Genomic DNA, 18100 nt, shown 5'->3' on the forward strand with positions numbered 1-18100 from the left:
ACTGCTAATTCCTGTGCCAATTATGGTACCAATTCATATACGAATTGTGTCCCCGAACACTGTGTTTTTTATTGTTTTCTCCCCATCAACCGAACCCGTTAAGAATTAACTGCTACCTCTATTTATTAATATGGTCTATATTTACCTTTTTGGATTTCTTCGCTTTTCTTACTGAAGTCTTCAAAAGCATACTCAAGTAGGCGGACAATACAGTAAGGGTGAAATTGTCTTATTGGCTCATCCAATAAATAATGTGGACTATCGAATGAAGTATCGAAAACGTAACGACCAATCAAAGCCTTATCCTGATTAGATTCTTTAATAAATGCTACTTCGTCACCTTCAACTCGAGCCGTAAACTTTTCCCGAAAAATGGTTACGGTAATTTCATGTGGCTCATAAGAAATTTTAAATTTATCATGTCTATTATTGATTAACCCCCTAAAATATTCATTAAGAAAATCATAAAGGTACTTCATAAATTCTCCTTTATTTTTAAGAGTAATAATTTCCTCATGCCATTTTAGTACACACTCAATATCATTACGTATATCCATTGGCTACAATTCCTCCCCAGTATTTTCTATTAATACTATATCACCAAAGATGACTATAGTCTGTAGAAATGATTATTAATTGGTCTTTACTTAAACCAAGAGGTGTTTATATGGATACAATCAAAGCATACGGAATGGTGTTAAGGGAATACCGCAAAAAAAGTGAACTGACACAAGAAGAGTTAGCCTTATCTTGCAATCTAGATCGTACATATATAGGGTTGCTTGAAAGGGCAAAAAGGCAACCTACTATATCAACTGTCTTTAAGATTGCAGAAGTTTTGGGTGTCCATCCACATACAATGATTAAAGATGTTGAGAAAATGGTGTTAGATGGCGGCTCTGCGAGGAAATAAAATGGCGGCATGTTAATTAACATGCTGCTTGAACAGTTAGCTATTTTCGTAATACTGTAGAAGAAATTCATTCTCTAGCTGAATATCAAATGCTATGTCCATTTCCACTTCAAAAACCCATTCCTTCTTTTTAGGTACATAATCCATCTTTTTGAAAGTATAGGGGTATAACCCTTGTAGTATATTTTCTTTAAGGTAATTTAAAACTTCTTCTACAGGTAGGTCCCCTGGAAGATCGATTGAATAAACTTTGTAATGCATACCTGTAATCGCGCTATAGCCTTCTCGTAATGCCTCGCGTCGGAATCCGTGTTTACCTTCAGCCTTTCGTTTCCAAGCCGCTAACAGGTTAATTAACCGCTTTCTTTCAGCTTCAAAATTTTAATTAGATTTTTCGATTATCAAATTTAACTCTTCAATTTGCTGTAATGCTTGTTCCAATGTGAGCATTGTCTCATCTCCATTTCACATCATTTTATCCTCGATTTTTAATATTCCTAGGGGGATTTTTAAAATTTTATTCTGCCAAATAAATATCTGTTACATCCGCGCGATTATGCCCAATTAGCTTGGAAACTAGCAATTTTGCCTTGTGGGATTCAATCCCTTTAGCAATGAATTGGTGGTATTGATCTTTAGCGTAGGCATGGCGGAAACTATGCATTGTAATTTCGATGCCAGGCGGGCGTTGATTGAGTGGATCCAATACCTTATTTCGGTTATTCTTTACAAAATCTTGCACACGCTGAATTACTTGATGTGCTTTTAAATCATTTGAGACAAAGAGCCTGTCTCCACGTTCTACCGATTGCATGGCGTCTTTTAAAATGATTGCTGCATGATCGGAAAGCGGAACTTCACGTATTAGCCCGCCTTTACCTTTAACTGTTAGAGAGCTATCTCTTAGTGCTTTTTCTGCATCTGCGCGGTAAAGTCTTACTACCTCATGCACACGTAGACCAAGCTCTCGGCAAAGCTGAATCATATTCGCCATTTCAGGATTTATAGATTTTCTAGCTAATGCTACTAATGCCTGATATTCAAGTTCTGTCGGTTGTCGATTGATCCCTCCAAATTTTCTTTTTTCTAAATTAAAATCTAGATACTTTTTTGTTAATGCTTGATTACTACTCAGTTGATAGCGCGGTTGAGGAAGTTGATCGTGAAAGTATCGAATAGCAGCTAAATCATTTTTTAGAGTAGCAGCTGATTTTCCTTCGTCTTGTCGTTCAAGGACATATTCGACTATATGCTTGTCCTGTAGATTTGCTAGAGCTTTTAAATTGAAACTATCAGCTAGAAACTGACAAAGTAAATGCATGTGATGGTAGTACTGTGGTAATGACTTATGCACGCTAATTCCTTTTGCATGCCGCGCAAGGCTATTTAATTGCAGCATTAAATTTATATACGCACCTTTGTTACTTAATTCTTCATTTGCGAAAGCTACCTCGCGAATTTGCTGATCACTTTTAATCCAGCCTCGTTTTCCATTCATAAAATCTTTCCTTTCAATTTTAAAAGTAAAAATGGGCAGAGTTCACCCGTTGTAAAATAAGCCCCATCTATATGATATTTATAAAACCTGGTGGATTGAAACACCCTATATATCAGCGTTAATCCCACCCCATAACTCACTGTCTATGTGGAGTGAAACTGTTAAAAACAAAGGCAATTGGTTGTTAAGTAATACATTTGCACACTACAAGTATTCCACTTGCTGCCGTAATAGCTGGCAGGTGCATCTCACTTATGCTCGCATACTGCAAGTTTCTATAACGAAAAGTGAGGTCAATGTCCGCAGACAAAAATTCAAAAGACTGTATAATGTGTAACCCGCTTTAAGCAGTCGCATATGCACTTGGCTGATATTTTTACTCTCCGCCCAAAGAGTATGGCTTCTTCCGTTTTTAGGTGTGTTGTCACCGTTAGGGGTACCTCCAAGCCTAAGTTGAGATACTAAATTGTATGCACTGGTTGCGAGCAACGGCTATATGCACCAGACCACCGCAAAGTTAGGCAACGGCACGATTTGCGAATGGATTTTCATTTATATAAACGTTGTGTTATGGAACGATAAGAGCAAGAAATCAACGTTCTTTATTGCTCTTACAAGAAATTGAATTTTTATATGTTAACAGCGAATTGCTGGATTATTAAGAAATGATGAAAGTTAGATTGTTATGGATCCATTTAAAATACAATAGTGATTAATTAAAGAATGAAGTTACAAATTTAGATGGTTGGGGATAACTCATTGGGGATTGTTAAAGTAGAAATTTTAATTGAAAAAGAATTGCTATAGAAAAGGAAAATACAAAATAAAAAGCAGCAGACGGTTCATTAGTCAGCTACTTTCAAAATAAATGATTATTAGGTTGATTTAGTCCATAAAGTAGTTACTAAAAATATTGTTTTTCATATTTAACATAAGGAATTGTTAATGAGGACTTACTGTGAATATTGAAATGTTGGATCCAAAAGATCACATGAAATTAGTAAATGAGGAGAAAAAAGATGAAAATTAAATGTTACATATTCTTATAATAGCATTTAAAAAAGGCCTTTCGAATAGTAGATGGAAGATTATTTTTAACGGTTTAAAGCAAAAAGGCTATAAGTGTAATGAAAAGTCTGTCGATTTTAAAAGTGTTTTAACGGATAATAAAATATATACGGCATGTGCCAATATAATGTAGGTTAAATACGATAATAGCTGTACAAAGGGGATAGAAATATTGGATAGGGATACGGCAAAACAAATGGGAACGGAAATTGTTTTAGATGTAGCCGTTACACAGGCTGCCGATGCCCTTAAAGAACATGGATTAAACGTAATATATAAGTTGATTTAAAGATTCCCCGCATCCTTAAACGTGTATAGATAGTAAAAAAACGGAAAGGAATGATCAGCTATGACTACTCATAATCACATGGATGAAGTAAAAGAAGCATTACGCTCTGTAAAAGACCGGCGCCATTTTGAAAGGTATCAGGCTGTCTAACTCTATTTATCTGGGTACAAGGTCATGGAGATTGGCCGAACCTCCGAAACGGTTAGAATCTACATCTCTACTTATAAAGAAAATGGTCTTGAAGGTCTTGCACTCGGTCATTCTACTGGGAGACCCCACAATTATCTCAGGAACAAAAGGCAATTCTTTTAGAATCTGTCTCTACCCAAGTCCCAGCTGATGTAGGGTTTACAGCCAGATACAATTGGACACTTGAGCTTATCGTTGGATTTGTAGAAAAGAAATGGGAGATTACTTACTCTCTGCGTGGAATGTCCCTCCTACTAGAAAAGCTAGGCCTTAGCTATACACTCGAAAAGGCAGATCCTGAAAAACAGAGAGTATTTGTCGAAGAAACATTTCCCATTCTAAAAAAAGCTGATAGACGGAGAAATTGATCATATCCTTTTTGAGGATGAGTCGATGATTCTGGATTATCAAGCGATTCAGCTGACCTGGTTTCTAAAAGGGCAACAACGGGTTATCCCAACATACGGGTAGCACAAAGGAGTTAAGCTGATTGGAACATTAAATTATGAAACAGGTGAAATCTTTTGCGTCGAAGAAGAAAAGTATGATGCGGTCACCTTCAAGGGCTTTCTAGAAAAAGTACTCGAACATTATCCTACTGGCAAGATCGCAATGATTTTAGATAATGCATGTATTCATCACGCTAACTATTTACAGGACTTTTTAGAGGATAACAAAGACAGGCTTGAGCTCATTTTTCTGCCTCCCTACAGCCCACAACTGAATCTGATTGAGGGCCTCTAGAAGTGGCTGAAAGAGTCTGTGATTAATAATGTCTTTTTTCCTGGTGTTCAAAAAATTGTTTTGGGAGTAAGGGAATTTATTCAGGGTGTCAACCAAGGACCCGATGAGGTCATTGATCGACTTTGTGTGAGACTATAGAACGGGGATTCTTTTGATCAACATATATAATTGGTCGATTTGTGGATTTAATTTGACTACAAGATCATCATAGTCTTCTTGATTAATTTTATCGTCTAAGAGCATTTCTAAAGCTCGTTGTTTCTTTGAACGGAGGCTAGTAATCCTAAAAAGGCGTGAAAGAATGTTATTAAAATTAGCCAAAAAGTACGAAGGAAAACCACAACGTAGTTGATGGAACAATTAACTGTGTTAATTAATTTGAAAAATTCAACGGATATTTGCGTGTAAACTATATTTAGAATTTTTAATATGGTTCGCACCCCAAAAGCCGATATCCCCTCGAACACCGCTTCGGCGCTTTTTGGATGCCTCCCGTGATAAGCCAGACAGAAAACCACTGCTGGGGGAGGATTGAACTGCATCCTTCCTTTGTCTTATCACTTCGGTGACCACTTGAAAGGCGCCTTCGCTAGTTTTACATAAAAACGCTATATATCCACCTTTATAGAACAAAAAAGTGATAAAATAGGCCTAACATTACTAATTGGAGATCTCTTTTATGTTTAAACCCGGAAGAAAAGAACAACAGCTTTCAATAGATGATTGATTCCTTGACCTTCCAAAGTATATTTTGGAAGCACTTCAAAAGAGTTTTGCGGAAAGCTTCTATTACAGATATCTTTTTGAAGGTCAATGAAGATCGTTTTTCCGTGCCTTATAGTGAGACTTTTAGTCGCCCTAATAAACCCGTGTATTTTGCAAATGAAAATTGAGCCACTTCGTAATTGAACAGGCAATCCATTTCAGTGGACAAGTTAAATGTCGCAGCATATTTCCCGGTGGGCTTTAGATGGAGCCTCTGCGGGCATAATTCGCACTTAAAGGGCGTAGTATCAGTAATTTAACGCCCGTACAAGGATATCATGCCCGCCACTCCAAATAAAGCCGAGGTGTTCTTTTGGAAAAGACAGGTAGTGTAAAATGGCCCACTGGCCCAGTTAACAATTGGCTCATAATTGGGTTGCGATATACAAACCCGTAAACATCCTAGTCAGCCTGCTGATCCTCAAGAATTACTTTCTACTTTGATTATCGCTATCAATATGCCTTAGGTATTGAGAGTTTCGACAAGGGAAAAATCTGCATCAATAGGCTCACGAACTTCCGTCAACGTTTAGTTGAATATGAAATAACATCGGGCATCGACCTACTTAAAGCTGAGGTAGATGCATTGTCTGCACAATTAGCCGATCTGACCGAGCTAGACAAAAGCATGGCGCGCATGGACTCGTTTCTGTTAAGTAGCTCCTGCAAGAAGTTATCTCGTTGGGAACTCATCTATAATATTGTTCAACAAATGATAAAAGCTGCGCATAAAGTAGACCCGTCATGGGTCCCTGAACATCTACCACGCTAAAAGTACTGAAGCTGGGGATAAGTTAGCGACACAATTCGAACACGCAGCGGAACTATATCAACACTTATTTAACAAAAATGCGTGCTGAGAGATGAAGGAATTTAAGATGATTACCCGTCTGTTAACTTAATATATATTCAAATTAAACAATAGTATTTTTCTAGTTCATTCAAATAATTCTATGGGGGAATTAATTTTGATTAGTATAGAGATTAATGAATTAGCTTTTTTCGCAGATAAAGCATTTGAAGAGAAGGATGAAGATACTCTAAAAAAAATCGCTCTTACAGGTCTAGAATTGTCACAGCGTGATAAATATAATCCTTTAGAAAAAGCTATATTATCTTATCATGGTGCAACGGCAGGTAGTGATTATATAGAATTAAAATACAATAGAGCAGAAATATATGAAGACAATGAAAAGGATACAGAATTATGTTTGCTGCTTTTTAGGAACTGTATTGGATTTTTTAACGAATTTAAGAAAGATTTTATTGAAGCCTGTTCTGAAGAAGAACTGTTTTATTATACTGAATTTCAAAATAGAGCTATAACTAACTATTCTATTTTATTAAATAGAATAGGAAGATTTATTAAATCTATAAACTCTATTGAAGATTTAGTAGATAAAAATTTTTCAATGGCTATAGGAAACCATGCTACAACAATAATTAGTTATGGCTTATATGATTATGATGAAGGACATGCAGACTATTTTCATCATTATGCATATAAACAATTAAAAAGTTTAACTAAAGACCCTGAAAATGGACAAGCGTTTTATTTTTGGCAAGGCATTATAGAAAATATCGAAAAAAAGTATGATAAAAGTTTTTTATTAGAAGACTATGACTTTGGAGAGATTGATTTAGGTGACGATTTGGAAGAAGCATATCGAATGTGGTGTATAGAAAGAAAATTGTTTCTTAATACTATGAATGATGTAACTCTGCATCCAGTAGCAGCCTATGATATTTTACATTTGCCAAATATAGTAACGAGTATTAATGAAGGACCTAAATATCATGGTCTATTTAATCAGATTAAACAAGAATATGTATCTGCTAGGTATATGTTATTCGAAGGAATTAACCAAAATGAGCCACATTTTTCAGATAAGGAAGTTCATTTAGTGAATACATTAGACTATCCTGTATACGGCTTGAGGATTGAAAAAATAAAATTTGCATTTAGAAGTTTATATTCAATTTTTGACAGAATAGCCTTCTTAATAAATGAGTATTTTGAGTTAGGTATAGAAGAAAAGGATGTATCCTATAAGTCCATTTGGAGAAACAGACAGGGACGTGGGAAAAAAACCTATGAAACAAGAACTCATTTAAAAGCGTACATGGTAAATCCTCAAACTTATAACCAACCATTAATAGGTTTATATTGGTTGTGCAAAGATATTAGTAAACAAAAAGTAGAGCATTATTATCTAGATCCTAACATAGAAATGCTAGCAACAATTCGCAATCACTTAGAACATAAATATTTAAAAATTCATGACAGTTTTTTATTTCCTTTAGCTAGAGATAGAAAGGAAAAATATGATCCTATAGCATATTCAATTAGTTATGAAGAGTTTGTAGAAGCTGCAATGATACTTATTTCATATGTAAGAGAGGCGATAATTCTTACCTCTTTGGCTATACATAGAGAAGAGGTATTGAAAAGAAATGGCGAAAAATTGGTACCAATGTTCTTAGATAGTTATAAAGACGATTGGAAATATTAGATTAGAGGAGATACCATGTTAAAGATAAAAGTTATTAAGGCTTTTGATGGAGACTGTATATTAATTAGTTTTTTAGATAGTGATGAAAAAGTTAAAAATATATTAGTTGATGGCGGGACTCATAGAACATATTCTAGAAATTTAAAACCGATTTTACAATGTGTTCAGGATAAAGAAGAGAGTATAGATTTATTAGTTATTACACATATACATGATGACCATATTGGAGGGATAGTGGAGTTCTATCAGGATATTGATTTTAATAAAGATTTAATAAAAAAAGTATGGTTTAATTCTAAAGGTTTATTAAAAAGTATGGCACCAAATTTAGAGGAATCAAGTGAAGAAATTAATTTACTTATGCCTAGCGATACTAAGATGGGAATGAAAAGTGGAAACACATTAGAAGCAGAATTAATAAAAAAAAATAATTGGGAAGAAAAGGTGATTTTTTTTGGTGAAAAATTAAATATTGATAATGCTAAGATTACAGTTCTTGCACCAACTTTAGAAGGTATAAAGGCTTTAAAAAAAGTTATGAAAGTTGAAGAAGATGAAACGACATTACAAGCTGCAAATAAAAAGGATTACGATGAGAATATATGCGATTTAGTTCAAAAGAAATTTACGGAAGATTCTTCTGATACCAATAGAAGCTCGATAGCACTGTTGTTGGAGTATACTGATAAAAAATTGCTTTTGTTAGGAGATTGTTGGCCGAGCGATATAGTTTTATCTTTAAAAGAGTTAGGTTATTCCGAGGAGAATAAATTGAAAATCGATTATTTTAAAGTGTCACATCATGCAAGTAAAAAGAACACTAGTAAAGAGTTATTAGATTTGATAGATTGTGAAAATTATATTGTAAGTACGGATGGATCTAAACACGGTCATCCAAACAAAGAAGCCTTAGCAAGAATAATTAAAAATAAGGAATCAACTAAATTTCACTTTAATTATGAAATTTTTAATGAAATTTTCTCGAAGGAAGAATTAGTAGAACATAAAATTCAATGTTATGAAATAGAGGAAATAGAGGTGTAATATGAGTTTTTCAAAAATATATGAGAATATTGCAGTGAAAATTAAGTGTATAGGTGAAGAGGGAAGTGGTCTATTATTTAAAATACCATCTCAAGATTATGCGCATGTTTTTACAGCTAAACATTGTTTAGAAGGGACTTTAGAAGAAGCACAAAGTTTTTCAAAAGCAAATATAGAAATTTTGCGATTAGAAAATGGAGAGTGGAACTCAATTGAGGTCATTGATTATAAATTACATGATGAGGCCGATTTAGCTTTAATAATTGTTAAATCCCCTGAAAATCTGGAAGAAATTTTATTAGCAGAAAAAAATTATAGAGAAAATGTAACAATTTATGGTTTTCCGCAGCATACAAGATCACATAGAAATCCGGCGGAAAGCTTTGATGCGAACTTGTTAAAAGAACAAAGTAATATAATTGAATTGAAAACAGAATATGACTTATCAACTTTTGATCGAGGTGCAGCTACTTATTTGCCAGGATTCTCAGGTTCAGGAGTTTTTATTGAAACCACAGATAGAAAAATTGCTTTAGTTGGGATTTTTACTGAAATTAAGGATCGGCAAGTTGCATATCGTACATTAAATGCTGAGTCTATTGAGCAATTTAACGAAATAATAGCAAGTACTGAGTACCAACAGCTACCGATGTTAAAGCCGGATTACATTTTAAAAAAAGTATTTCCACATGCGAAATTTTTAAGTGAATGGAAGAAAGATGAACGCTTAAATTCTACGGAATGGATAGATTCAGAAAGAAATCGATTGTTAATTAATGATATTCATCATCATTTTTTTAATAATGATGAGATAAATATATTGCACCTTGTTGGAAGGTCCGGAATTGGTAAAACCAGATCAACACTACAAGCTTGTAGTGAGAAAGAAGAACTATCGAATGTACTTTACTTTAATAGTTATGTCTCATTTATTGAATCTGTAAATAAGTATATTTTTGATCCATATAAAAGATATCACTTTGTAATAGATGATATTACTATTAATGAGTGGGAAAGTCTAAATAGAATGTTTTCTCTCTCTAATATTCGAGTTATTACTTTAGGTGTCTCTCCTGAACATAAAATTAGAGCTATAGAAGGTCTAAGAATAATAGAGCAGCCATCAGATGAAGATATTATAAGCTTAATTCAAAGTGTTAACCCGTTTATAGACCCTCTAGGTCGTGAGAATATTTCACGATTATGTGATAAAGATTTGAGATTATTAATACTTTTATTAAACACATATCATAGAGAACAATCGTTAACAAGTATGCTCCATGTTGGAGATAGATTTTCTAGTATAGATAGCACATTAGATAGAATTCTTCACCAATTTGCTTCTGAACTTGGAGATATAAATGAGTTTAAAAAATATTATAGTAAGTTATGTCTCCTAATAGATATTGGTATAGCAGGAGAATATAAAAAAGAAATAATTTATCTATCAGATTATTTTGGATTAAATCAACAAAGCATGTTTGGGTTTATTGATAAAGCGAGTAAGTGTTGGTTAGGATTAATAAAAAATGAATTTTTTGAAACACTACCAAGAGCTTTATCAAGGTATATTTTTGAGAATGATTCATGGTCCTTTGTTAAAAATGATTTAAGTAATTTTATTAATGGTATGCCAACTAACCAGATGAAAAAACGTTTTATTAATAGGGTAGAAGAGTGCCATGAAACTTTTCGCCAGGAGGTAGGTGCGGAATTATCCGCATGGTTTCTAGAGACTTTTTCTGAAGAAAGATTAGAATTATTGAATAATGTAGATAATGCTAAAGTTTTTAAGGTATATACAGAGTTTGCACCTGAAATTGGTCTAGGATGGTTGAAAAGAACTTTAAAGAGAGCTAGTAGTGAAGAATTATTAAACTTTAAAGGGAATGGAGGGTTTTTAAGTTCGAACAAGGAAAGAAGATACATAGTATGGCTGTGTGAACATTTAGCGTGCTTTAAAGAATATTTTTGGGCTTGTGAGGAAGTGTTATTTATTTTAGCTCAGAATGAAACTGAGCTACATATATCGAATAATAGTAAAGGAGTTTGGACAGGGTTATTTACACCTATTTTATCGAATACTGAGGCGCCATTTGAGGGTAGATATAGTCTACTGATGAAAAGATTGAAAAACTCAACAATTTTAAATATTGATTTAATGCTAGACGCTATTGTACCGGTGTTTAATGGAGTAGGAATGAAGATGGTACCGCCAAAAGTAATTGGAGGTAGAGTGGTACCGCAAGAGTGGCGGCCTGCTACTGAGAAAGAGTTATATGATTTGAAAATAAAAGCTATGAAAACACTAGTATCTAATTTAAGAGATATTCAAGGTGAGAGAATAGAAATTTCAAATAATTTCATAATTAAGGAATTTAGAATGTTCGTTGATTATGGAGCAATAGAAGATTTAAAAGATATCTTTAGAAAATATGGAATCCAAGAAGAAACGGAAATTAAGTTAAAAAATGCGATTGAAGAATTGCTATATAGTCATGATAAATATGGTCATTTTGTAAAAAATGTTGAGTCATTAAAAGACTGGTTAGATGAATTAAGTGACTCGAGCTTTGATGCTCTTATGAAAGGATATCTCCTGGGGGATTATTGGGGAAACTACCATAGAAAAGGTGAGTTAGCAGTTGATGGAGATATTGACTATTTAGCGAAAGAAGTACTGAAAAATAATATCAGTATGGATAGTTATTTAGAATTGGTGGGAGATACTCAAAATAATATTTTTCTTCAAAAGTTAATGAGAAGAATTGGTTTTTTAGATATGAAAAGTCATTTTAAAGATTTTATTATTAACTGTATTAAAGAGGATAAGGATACAATAATAATTATTGCATATTTACAAGGTCTAGTAAGTAAAGAATGCTCACTTCCAGATATATATAAATCGTTACTAGATGAATACGAAGAAAAATTCCCTAATAGTATTTTATCAATAGTAATTGACTGTGAAATAAATAATTCAGGATATGATAGGTTATTAAGAATAATTCAAAAAGATATGAGTCTTATTCGAAGTTTATTACCGATGCAATATGGTACTTGGAATGAAATTTTATCTAATTCTCAAATGTATGAGTTATTTTTACAGATTGAAAGCGCATCTAGTGACATATTATCAAGATATATAATACTGAAGTTAGCGCATGGATATCATCGTCAAAATGCTAAAACTGTTGCGACTCCAGAAATGTCCGTACTTTTAACGAAAATACTATTAGAATGTTTGATTGATGAGAACTATAAATTCGACGATTGGGACTGGCAACAAGTTTTTGAAATCGTATCAGAAGAACTAATCGATCATAAGATATCATTATTAGTTGTAATTCTAAAAAGTAAAAAGGCTGGACATTCTAATTTAGAACATATTGCCCTAGAGTACCTTAAAAAGTTTGCTAAAGAAGGTTACTCGGAATATGTTATGTCTAGTTTAGGTACAGTTATGTTAAATGATAATAATTATATTTTTTATTTACATGTTTACAGGGGGCTATTTGAATCTATTGAAATAGAAATTGTTAAGAAGTGGGTCGAAGAAAATGGAATTAATGCAGCTAGAGCTTTAGCTCGACATATTGAATCACCAGCTAGCAAAGGAGAGGATAAAGCGTACGTTCCTCCTCTTACAGAGTGGATCCTTTCAACCTATGAATGGGACGATAGACTATTCCGCGAGTTCATTGCTGGAAGACATTCTTTTGAAGTAATAAATATTTCTGAGGCGATAGAAAATTATGAAAATCTTAAAGTGAAAATGGAGCCATATTTAAACCATGGAGTAAGTAGAGTTAGACAATGGGCAGAATATGAAATTAAACAATCAGAGGGGCTTCAGAAAGATGAACAAATTAGAAGGACTAGGGAAGAAAGAGAGTATTAAATATAATTTCTAAAAGTTAAGGGGAGATCCTACTACACCTTTACAATATTTCACACCACCTTCAGCACTCACCACATGTGGAGTGTGTGGCTTGGTTGGAGATTTGATTCGAGGATAAGGAAAACGGGAAAAGGTGAATCTTTTCCCGTTTTTAAAATCATAAAAACTCAGACAGTTGCTGTTGACGTTTATCGAGCATAATTTGTTCTGGTTTGATCCCTCGTTCACGCAGCAATTCAATATTCTGCATGAGGAATTCGTCACTGCCAACTATATAGAACTGTCCGTCTTTATCGGCAGTTAGATTTTTCACTTCTTCATAGTAGTCTTTCCGATTATCGACGAACCGTGATATGAATTTCTTATCAGGTGCAGATTCAAAAATAGTAGAGAATAGGAAATCCTTTGACGAATCGATGTTTAAGGAATGAACTTGATTGACGTTTTCCGCACGTTCAAAGTAATCAAGTACAAGTGGTCTGAAAGTTGCCAGGCCAACGCCTGATGACAATAGATAAACATTTTTGTTTTCTCTTTTAAGTGGTATATTCGAATGAGTTTTAAATATTGCAACTTCATTGCCAACTTCAAGATTTCTTAAAATCGCTTTAAACTCGGAGCAATGTTCTCTGATACGGGTTGTAATGCCAATTGAATTTTCATGAGGTAAAGTGGATATTGACATGTGGCGAATTAAGCTACGGTTCGGCTTATCTCCAGCGTTAAAACCTTTAAGTGCGAAATGAGTGTGGGAACCTTCCTCCCATGAAAAGTCCTCCGGACGATCGAGCAAGTATGTTTTCACTTCAGGAGTTTCTTCAATAATTTTATTTATTTTAGTCCAGTATATTTGCATTATACTCTCCCTTTACATTTATATTTTCTGTCACTATTAAATATATAGTAGTTGATAACGATTATCAATTAAATGGTTTTTTATTTCAAGTCTTGCAAAAAAACTTTAATTAAATCAGGTTAGCTAGAATACTTAATAAAAAGTTCCTATGTAACATTGAACTATGAATCCAATGTTGCATGCGAAAATTAATTTCTTCATACTCACTTCTTGTTAGTTAAAGTATTTGATGACAAACAACTATTTAAAAGGGAAGCAACTGAAATATATACATGAATGATGGTGTAGGTGAATACACATATGTCGAATGCGTTGCATGGTTGGAGATTTGAAACGAGATATTGAATGAAAGGTGAAGAATCATTTTTAACTTGATTCTTCACCTTTTATGTTGAGTAATATATGCCAATCACCATGTAATTGGCTCTTATACAGACATAGTCAAACGATAAATAGGCAGGGTAATTGTGAAATGGTATGGGGAATTTCATCGGTAAACTGGTTAGATAGGATAAATAGAGAGGTGTAGTCAAAGTATATAGTGCCATCTGTCAATACCGGGTTAAAATTCCCCAAAAACGCCGGACTAAAATTCCTCACTTCATTGATTCTGATACTGAAGGCAGAGGGAACACCCCAGCCTTCTTTTTCTCCTCCATGCGATATGAATCGCCTTTAATACTAAAAGTTACAGAGTGATGCAAGAGACGATCTAAAATCGCTGTTGCTAACACATCGTCTCCAAATATTTTTCCCCATTCTAAGTAAGATTTGTTTGAAGTAATGATCATAGCCCCTTTCTCATATCGCTTGGAAACGATTTGAAAAAACACATTGGCTGTGACTTCATCGAAGTCAAAGTATCCAATCTCATCCAAAATAATAAGATCCGGTTTACATAAACGTTTCATTAAATAAGAGAGAGTACCTTTTTGAGAAGCTTTTTGACATTGCTCGCCTAATTCATCTGCCGTCATAAATAAGACTTGGTAGCCTTTGGCTAACGCTTCTAATCCAAATCCGATGGCTAGATGTGTCTTTCCCACCCCAGGTGGGCCAAGGATGATTCGATTCTCTCCATTTGCGATAAAGCGACAGGTACAGGTTTCTTTGACACGTTGCTCACTAATACTAGGCTGAAAGCTAAAATCGAATTCATGAATCGTTTTCGTATAAGGAAACTTCGCCTTTCGTATTCGTTTTGCCAATGCCTCTGATTCTCGATTTTCCCATTCCTGTTTCACCAGGGTGTCAAGAAAGTCAAAATATGATAAAGTATTGGCAGAAGCACTTTCAACCAGTTCATCTAGTTGTTGTGCTGTCTGTTGCCATCCGAGCGTTTGTAAGCGCTCTTCGAGTAATGAATGCATGAGTTATTCTCCTTCCTCGAGCGCAGCGTATATAGCTAACGATCGACTTTCAACAGTCGGTATTGGAGTAGGAGAATCTGGGGTCGCCAAACCATCTAGATTCGTTTCCTGCTCTTTTTTTGTTCCAGGTAATCCCTGATAATGCTCAGATTTCATCGTCATTTGATGTCTTCCGTCTAGTAGCGGATGCACGGCTATGCGCTCATACTCATCGTATAGTTCAAGCATTCCTTCATTAGTTTCATGTAATTTAACTTGCTGTCCGGCGTACCGATACGGTACGGAATACTTATTCTGCTGATAGGAAATAAAACAATCCTTACTCACTTCCCGGAGTTCCCATTGTCTTACTTGATACAGCGGTTTTGTATTCCATGTAATTAAGAGAGCACGCTCTTCCTCAAACCGATCACATGGACGTTGTTGCGTAGTTTGATTGCGCTTTTTGTGAACCACCTCATCCAACCATTTACGTACTTCTGAATTCAAATCTTCTAGATTTTCAGGAAGGCGACGCTTAAGGAAATTTGATTTTAAATAAGCTACAGCCCTCTCTACTTTTCCTTTCGTTTGTGCCCGATAGGGCTTACATGCTTTCGGAACTACACCATAATAGGATAGAAAATCCTCGAACTTTTTGTTAAACCGAATCTGGCTGACACTATGTTTCGTGACAACCGTTCGCATATTGTCGTAAAGAAGCTGCTGGGGAATGCCATTGAAATAGCTAAAGGCATTCATATGACATTTCATCAGCGTCTCCTGCGTCATATCCGTTGTAAACTCAATGTAACGTTTACGGGAATAACTCAGGATAATAATAAAGGCGTACAATGGACGTTTCAGACCATCTACATAAAACTCTCCGACATTCTCTGCCCAATCTACTTGCGCCTGCCGTCCAGGAATCGTTTCAAACCTAACGGTTGCTTGTTTCTTAGGTGCCTCCCGGTAGGGCTGGACAAATTCTCGAAGAATAGTACTTTTTCCTTCGTAGCCTTTCGCTCGAATTTCTTCCATTAAGACTGCACAATTCGTGGTACCTTCCTTTATTCGTTCCAGTAAATATGGTTTGTATGAATCCAGCTTACTTCCTCTTTTTATTCTTTTTTTTGATTGAGGGGTTGTTGCGGCCTCTAAATATTTCCGGATAGTTTTTCGATCAAATCCTGTTTCCCTTGCGATTGCACTAATCGTCCAACCTTTCTGTTTCAATTCTCTTATCATAAAAAAATCCTCCAACAATAAGGTCATTCCTACACTTCCAATCTATCTCTATCTGAAATAGATTATCTGTGAAAACTGGGGAATTTTAAACCGTTATTATTGAGGATTTTAACACCGATATTCACACCATCTTTCATCCAATTAGAGATTTTCATATAATTTCTTTGGTGCAATTCGAAACGAACAGTTTTATATTGTTCCTTAAAAGCTTTATTCGAAGAGTTGGCATGGTTAGACTTACATACTATATAAATGTAAAAAGCTTGAGGATTCAAATTTGAATCCTCAAGCTTTTTACAATTCCAGTGTTTAATATATCGATTTTAAAAATTAATAAGAAACTAAATAAACAACATAGTTGATTTAAAGATTTTAAGCTCTTCCTAGCGGGTATAGAGATAACCAATAGGGCGTCCAAAATCAATTAGATTGCTCAAATAATCGGTCATCATCCCTTTACAGTTAATAGTTATAGGTCTGCTTACAAAGAAGGGAATATCACTCGGTAAACCTTCAAAACCATCAGTGGGACAAAAGGCGGTTCTTTTGGAAACTGTATTCTATGACATGACGAGATGATTACACAGCTTTGTTTGAGACTATAAAATTGAAATCATGTATTCAATCTACTTAGAATGACTGTGAAATAAATGGAAGGTATTTAAGTTTTAATTTCAACTCATCCTAAGTTATCTTGTCGAGTATTAATTCTTAACAATTTTTAACATAAAGCATCTTGCTTTTAATGAAATTTACAAAAGCTTTACAAAATACCTGTTGAAAATTTACACTAGGCGATTATTCTAGTATTAGACAAGATACGACATAAAAAAGTTCCTAACCTATTTCTAGGAGGTCACAAATGACTAGGTTGAAAAGAGTGAAAATGGGATTATTAACGCTGTCTCTAATTACTATACTATCCGCATGTACAAGCAATGATGAACCTAACGGACAAGCGTCAAAAGGTAGTAACGCAACAGTGTCTATTTCAGGATCAACATCTGTAGGGCCGCTTGCTGAAAAACTAGCCCACAAATATTCAGAGCAAGACAAAACGAATATTGAAATAAACCAAATTGGTTCATCTGCGGGTATTACCAACGCAATCAGTGGCGTGTCTGAAATAGGTATGTCTTCACGAGATTTAAAGGATGAAGAAATAGCGAGTGGATTGAATGAGGTCGTTATTGCTTATGATGGAATTGTAGTAGTGACTCATCCAACTAACAAAATAAAAGATCTTACGATGGAGCAAGTAAAGAAGATTTTTACTGGAGTAGTGACGAACTGGAAAGAACTTGGTGGAGATGATATGGAAATCGTTGTTGTCTCTCGCGAGGATGGTTCAGGTTCACGTGATGCTTTCCAAGAAATTGTCGATTACAGCTCTGGCGAATTAATAAGAAATGCAATTATTGCAAGTGGTAACGGTAATATTAAAACAACAGTAGGGAACAATAAACATGCAGTGGGCTTTATTTCATTTGAATATATAGATGACTCCATTTCGACAATCGACATTAATGGCGTAGCAGCAAATGCAGAAAATGTTCTAAAAGAACAATACAGTTTGTCTAGACCATTCTTATTTCTATATAAAGAAGGTCAATTAACAGAGGATGGCCAACGATTTATAGATTTCATCTTAAGTGAAGATGGACAACTCATTGCAGCTGAAGCAGGAGCTATTCCTATAAAATAAAAGATTCTTAAAGAAAAA

Annotated in this window: 11 protein-coding genes and 1 pseudogene; 6 read left to right on the plus strand and 6 right to left on the minus strand. The window is 34.5% G+C overall.

All coding sequences use genetic code 11. From position 1 onward, the window contains the following. Positions 1 to 125: 125 nt before the first annotated feature. Positions 126 to 557: a hypothetical protein gene (locus MKX62_RS10805; protein ID WP_340741382.1), complete on the minus strand. Its 432-nt coding sequence runs from the start codon at positions 555 to 557 to the stop codon at positions 126 to 128. A 110-nt stretch (positions 558 to 667) separates the two neighbouring features. Between MKX62_RS10805 and MKX62_RS10810 the strand changes: the two genes are divergently transcribed. Next, positions 668 to 913 carry a helix-turn-helix domain-containing protein gene (locus MKX62_RS10810; RefSeq protein ID WP_340741383.1) on the plus strand — a complete coding sequence of 82 codons (246 nt, stop codon included), beginning with the start codon at positions 668 to 670 and terminating at the stop codon, positions 911 to 913. Positions 914 to 949: 36 nt separating this feature from the next. Here the strand turns inward: MKX62_RS10810 and MKX62_RS10815 are convergent, their stop codons facing one another. Both MKX62_RS10815 and MKX62_RS10820 read right to left on the minus strand, forming a co-directional pair. After that, positions 950 to 1174: a hypothetical protein gene (locus MKX62_RS10815; protein WP_340741384.1), complete on the minus strand. Its 225-nt coding sequence runs from the start codon at positions 1172 to 1174 to the stop codon at positions 950 to 952. Between the two features lie 256 nt (positions 1175 to 1430). After that, a complete protein-coding gene (locus tag MKX62_RS10820; RefSeq protein ID WP_340741385.1) occupies positions 1431 to 2411 on the minus strand; it encodes a tyrosine-type recombinase/integrase in 981 nt (326 codons plus the stop codon). Between the two features lie 1417 nt (positions 2412 to 3828). Between MKX62_RS10820 and MKX62_RS10825 the strand changes: the two are divergent. The 4 genes and pseudogenes from MKX62_RS10825 (at position 3829) to MKX62_RS10840 (ending at position 12924) form a co-directional block, all read left to right on the plus strand. Continuing rightward, positions 3829 to 4839 (plus strand): annotated as a pseudogene (locus tag MKX62_RS10825) (IS630 family transposase). Positions 4840 to 6434: 1595 nt separating this feature from the next. Then, positions 6435 to 7979 carry an LA2681 family HEPN domain-containing protein gene (locus MKX62_RS10830; RefSeq protein ID WP_340741386.1) on the plus strand — a complete coding sequence of 515 codons (1545 nt, stop codon included), beginning with the start codon at positions 6435 to 6437 and terminating at the stop codon, positions 7977 to 7979. A gap of 15 nt (positions 7980 to 7994) precedes the next feature. Continuing rightward, on the plus strand, positions 7995 to 9023 hold the full coding sequence (locus MKX62_RS10835; protein ID WP_340741387.1) for a ComEC/Rec2 family competence protein: 1029 nt from the start codon (positions 7995 to 7997) through the stop codon (positions 9021 to 9023). Position 9024: 1 nt separating this feature from the next. Further along, entirely contained in the window at positions 9025 to 12924 is a 3900-nt protein-coding gene (locus MKX62_RS10840) for a trypsin-like peptidase domain-containing protein (protein WP_340741388.1), read from the plus strand. A gap of 157 nt (positions 12925 to 13081) precedes the next feature. Here the strand turns inward: MKX62_RS10840 and MKX62_RS10845 are convergent, their stop codons facing one another. From MKX62_RS10845 to istA, 3 genes are all read right to left on the minus strand, one after another. After that, complete coding sequence (locus tag MKX62_RS10845) at positions 13082 to 13780, minus strand: dihydropteridine reductase (RefSeq protein ID WP_340741389.1); 699 nt, start codon at positions 13778 to 13780, stop codon at positions 13082 to 13084. Between the two features lie 596 nt (positions 13781 to 14376). Next, a complete protein-coding gene (istB, locus tag MKX62_RS10850) occupies positions 14377 to 15150 on the minus strand; it encodes an IS21-like element helper ATPase IstB (RefSeq protein ID WP_340741390.1) in 774 nt (257 codons plus the stop codon). A 3-nt stretch (positions 15151 to 15153) separates the two neighbouring features. Then, on the minus strand, positions 15154 to 16404 hold the full coding sequence (gene istA, locus MKX62_RS10855) for an IS21 family transposase (protein WP_422397631.1): 1251 nt from the start codon (positions 16402 to 16404) through the stop codon (positions 15154 to 15156). Between the two features lie 835 nt (positions 16405 to 17239). Here istA and MKX62_RS10860 point away from each other — a divergent pair. Continuing rightward, a complete protein-coding gene (locus MKX62_RS10860) occupies positions 17240 to 18082 on the plus strand; it encodes a phosphate ABC transporter substrate-binding protein (RefSeq protein ID WP_082786475.1) in 843 nt (280 codons plus the stop codon). Positions 18083 to 18100: the final 18 nt, after the last annotated feature.

The organism is Sporosarcina sp. FSL K6-5500, from assembly GCF_038005665.1.
Taxonomy (GTDB): Bacteria; Bacillota; Bacilli; order Bacillales_A; family Planococcaceae; genus Sporosarcina; species Sporosarcina psychrophila.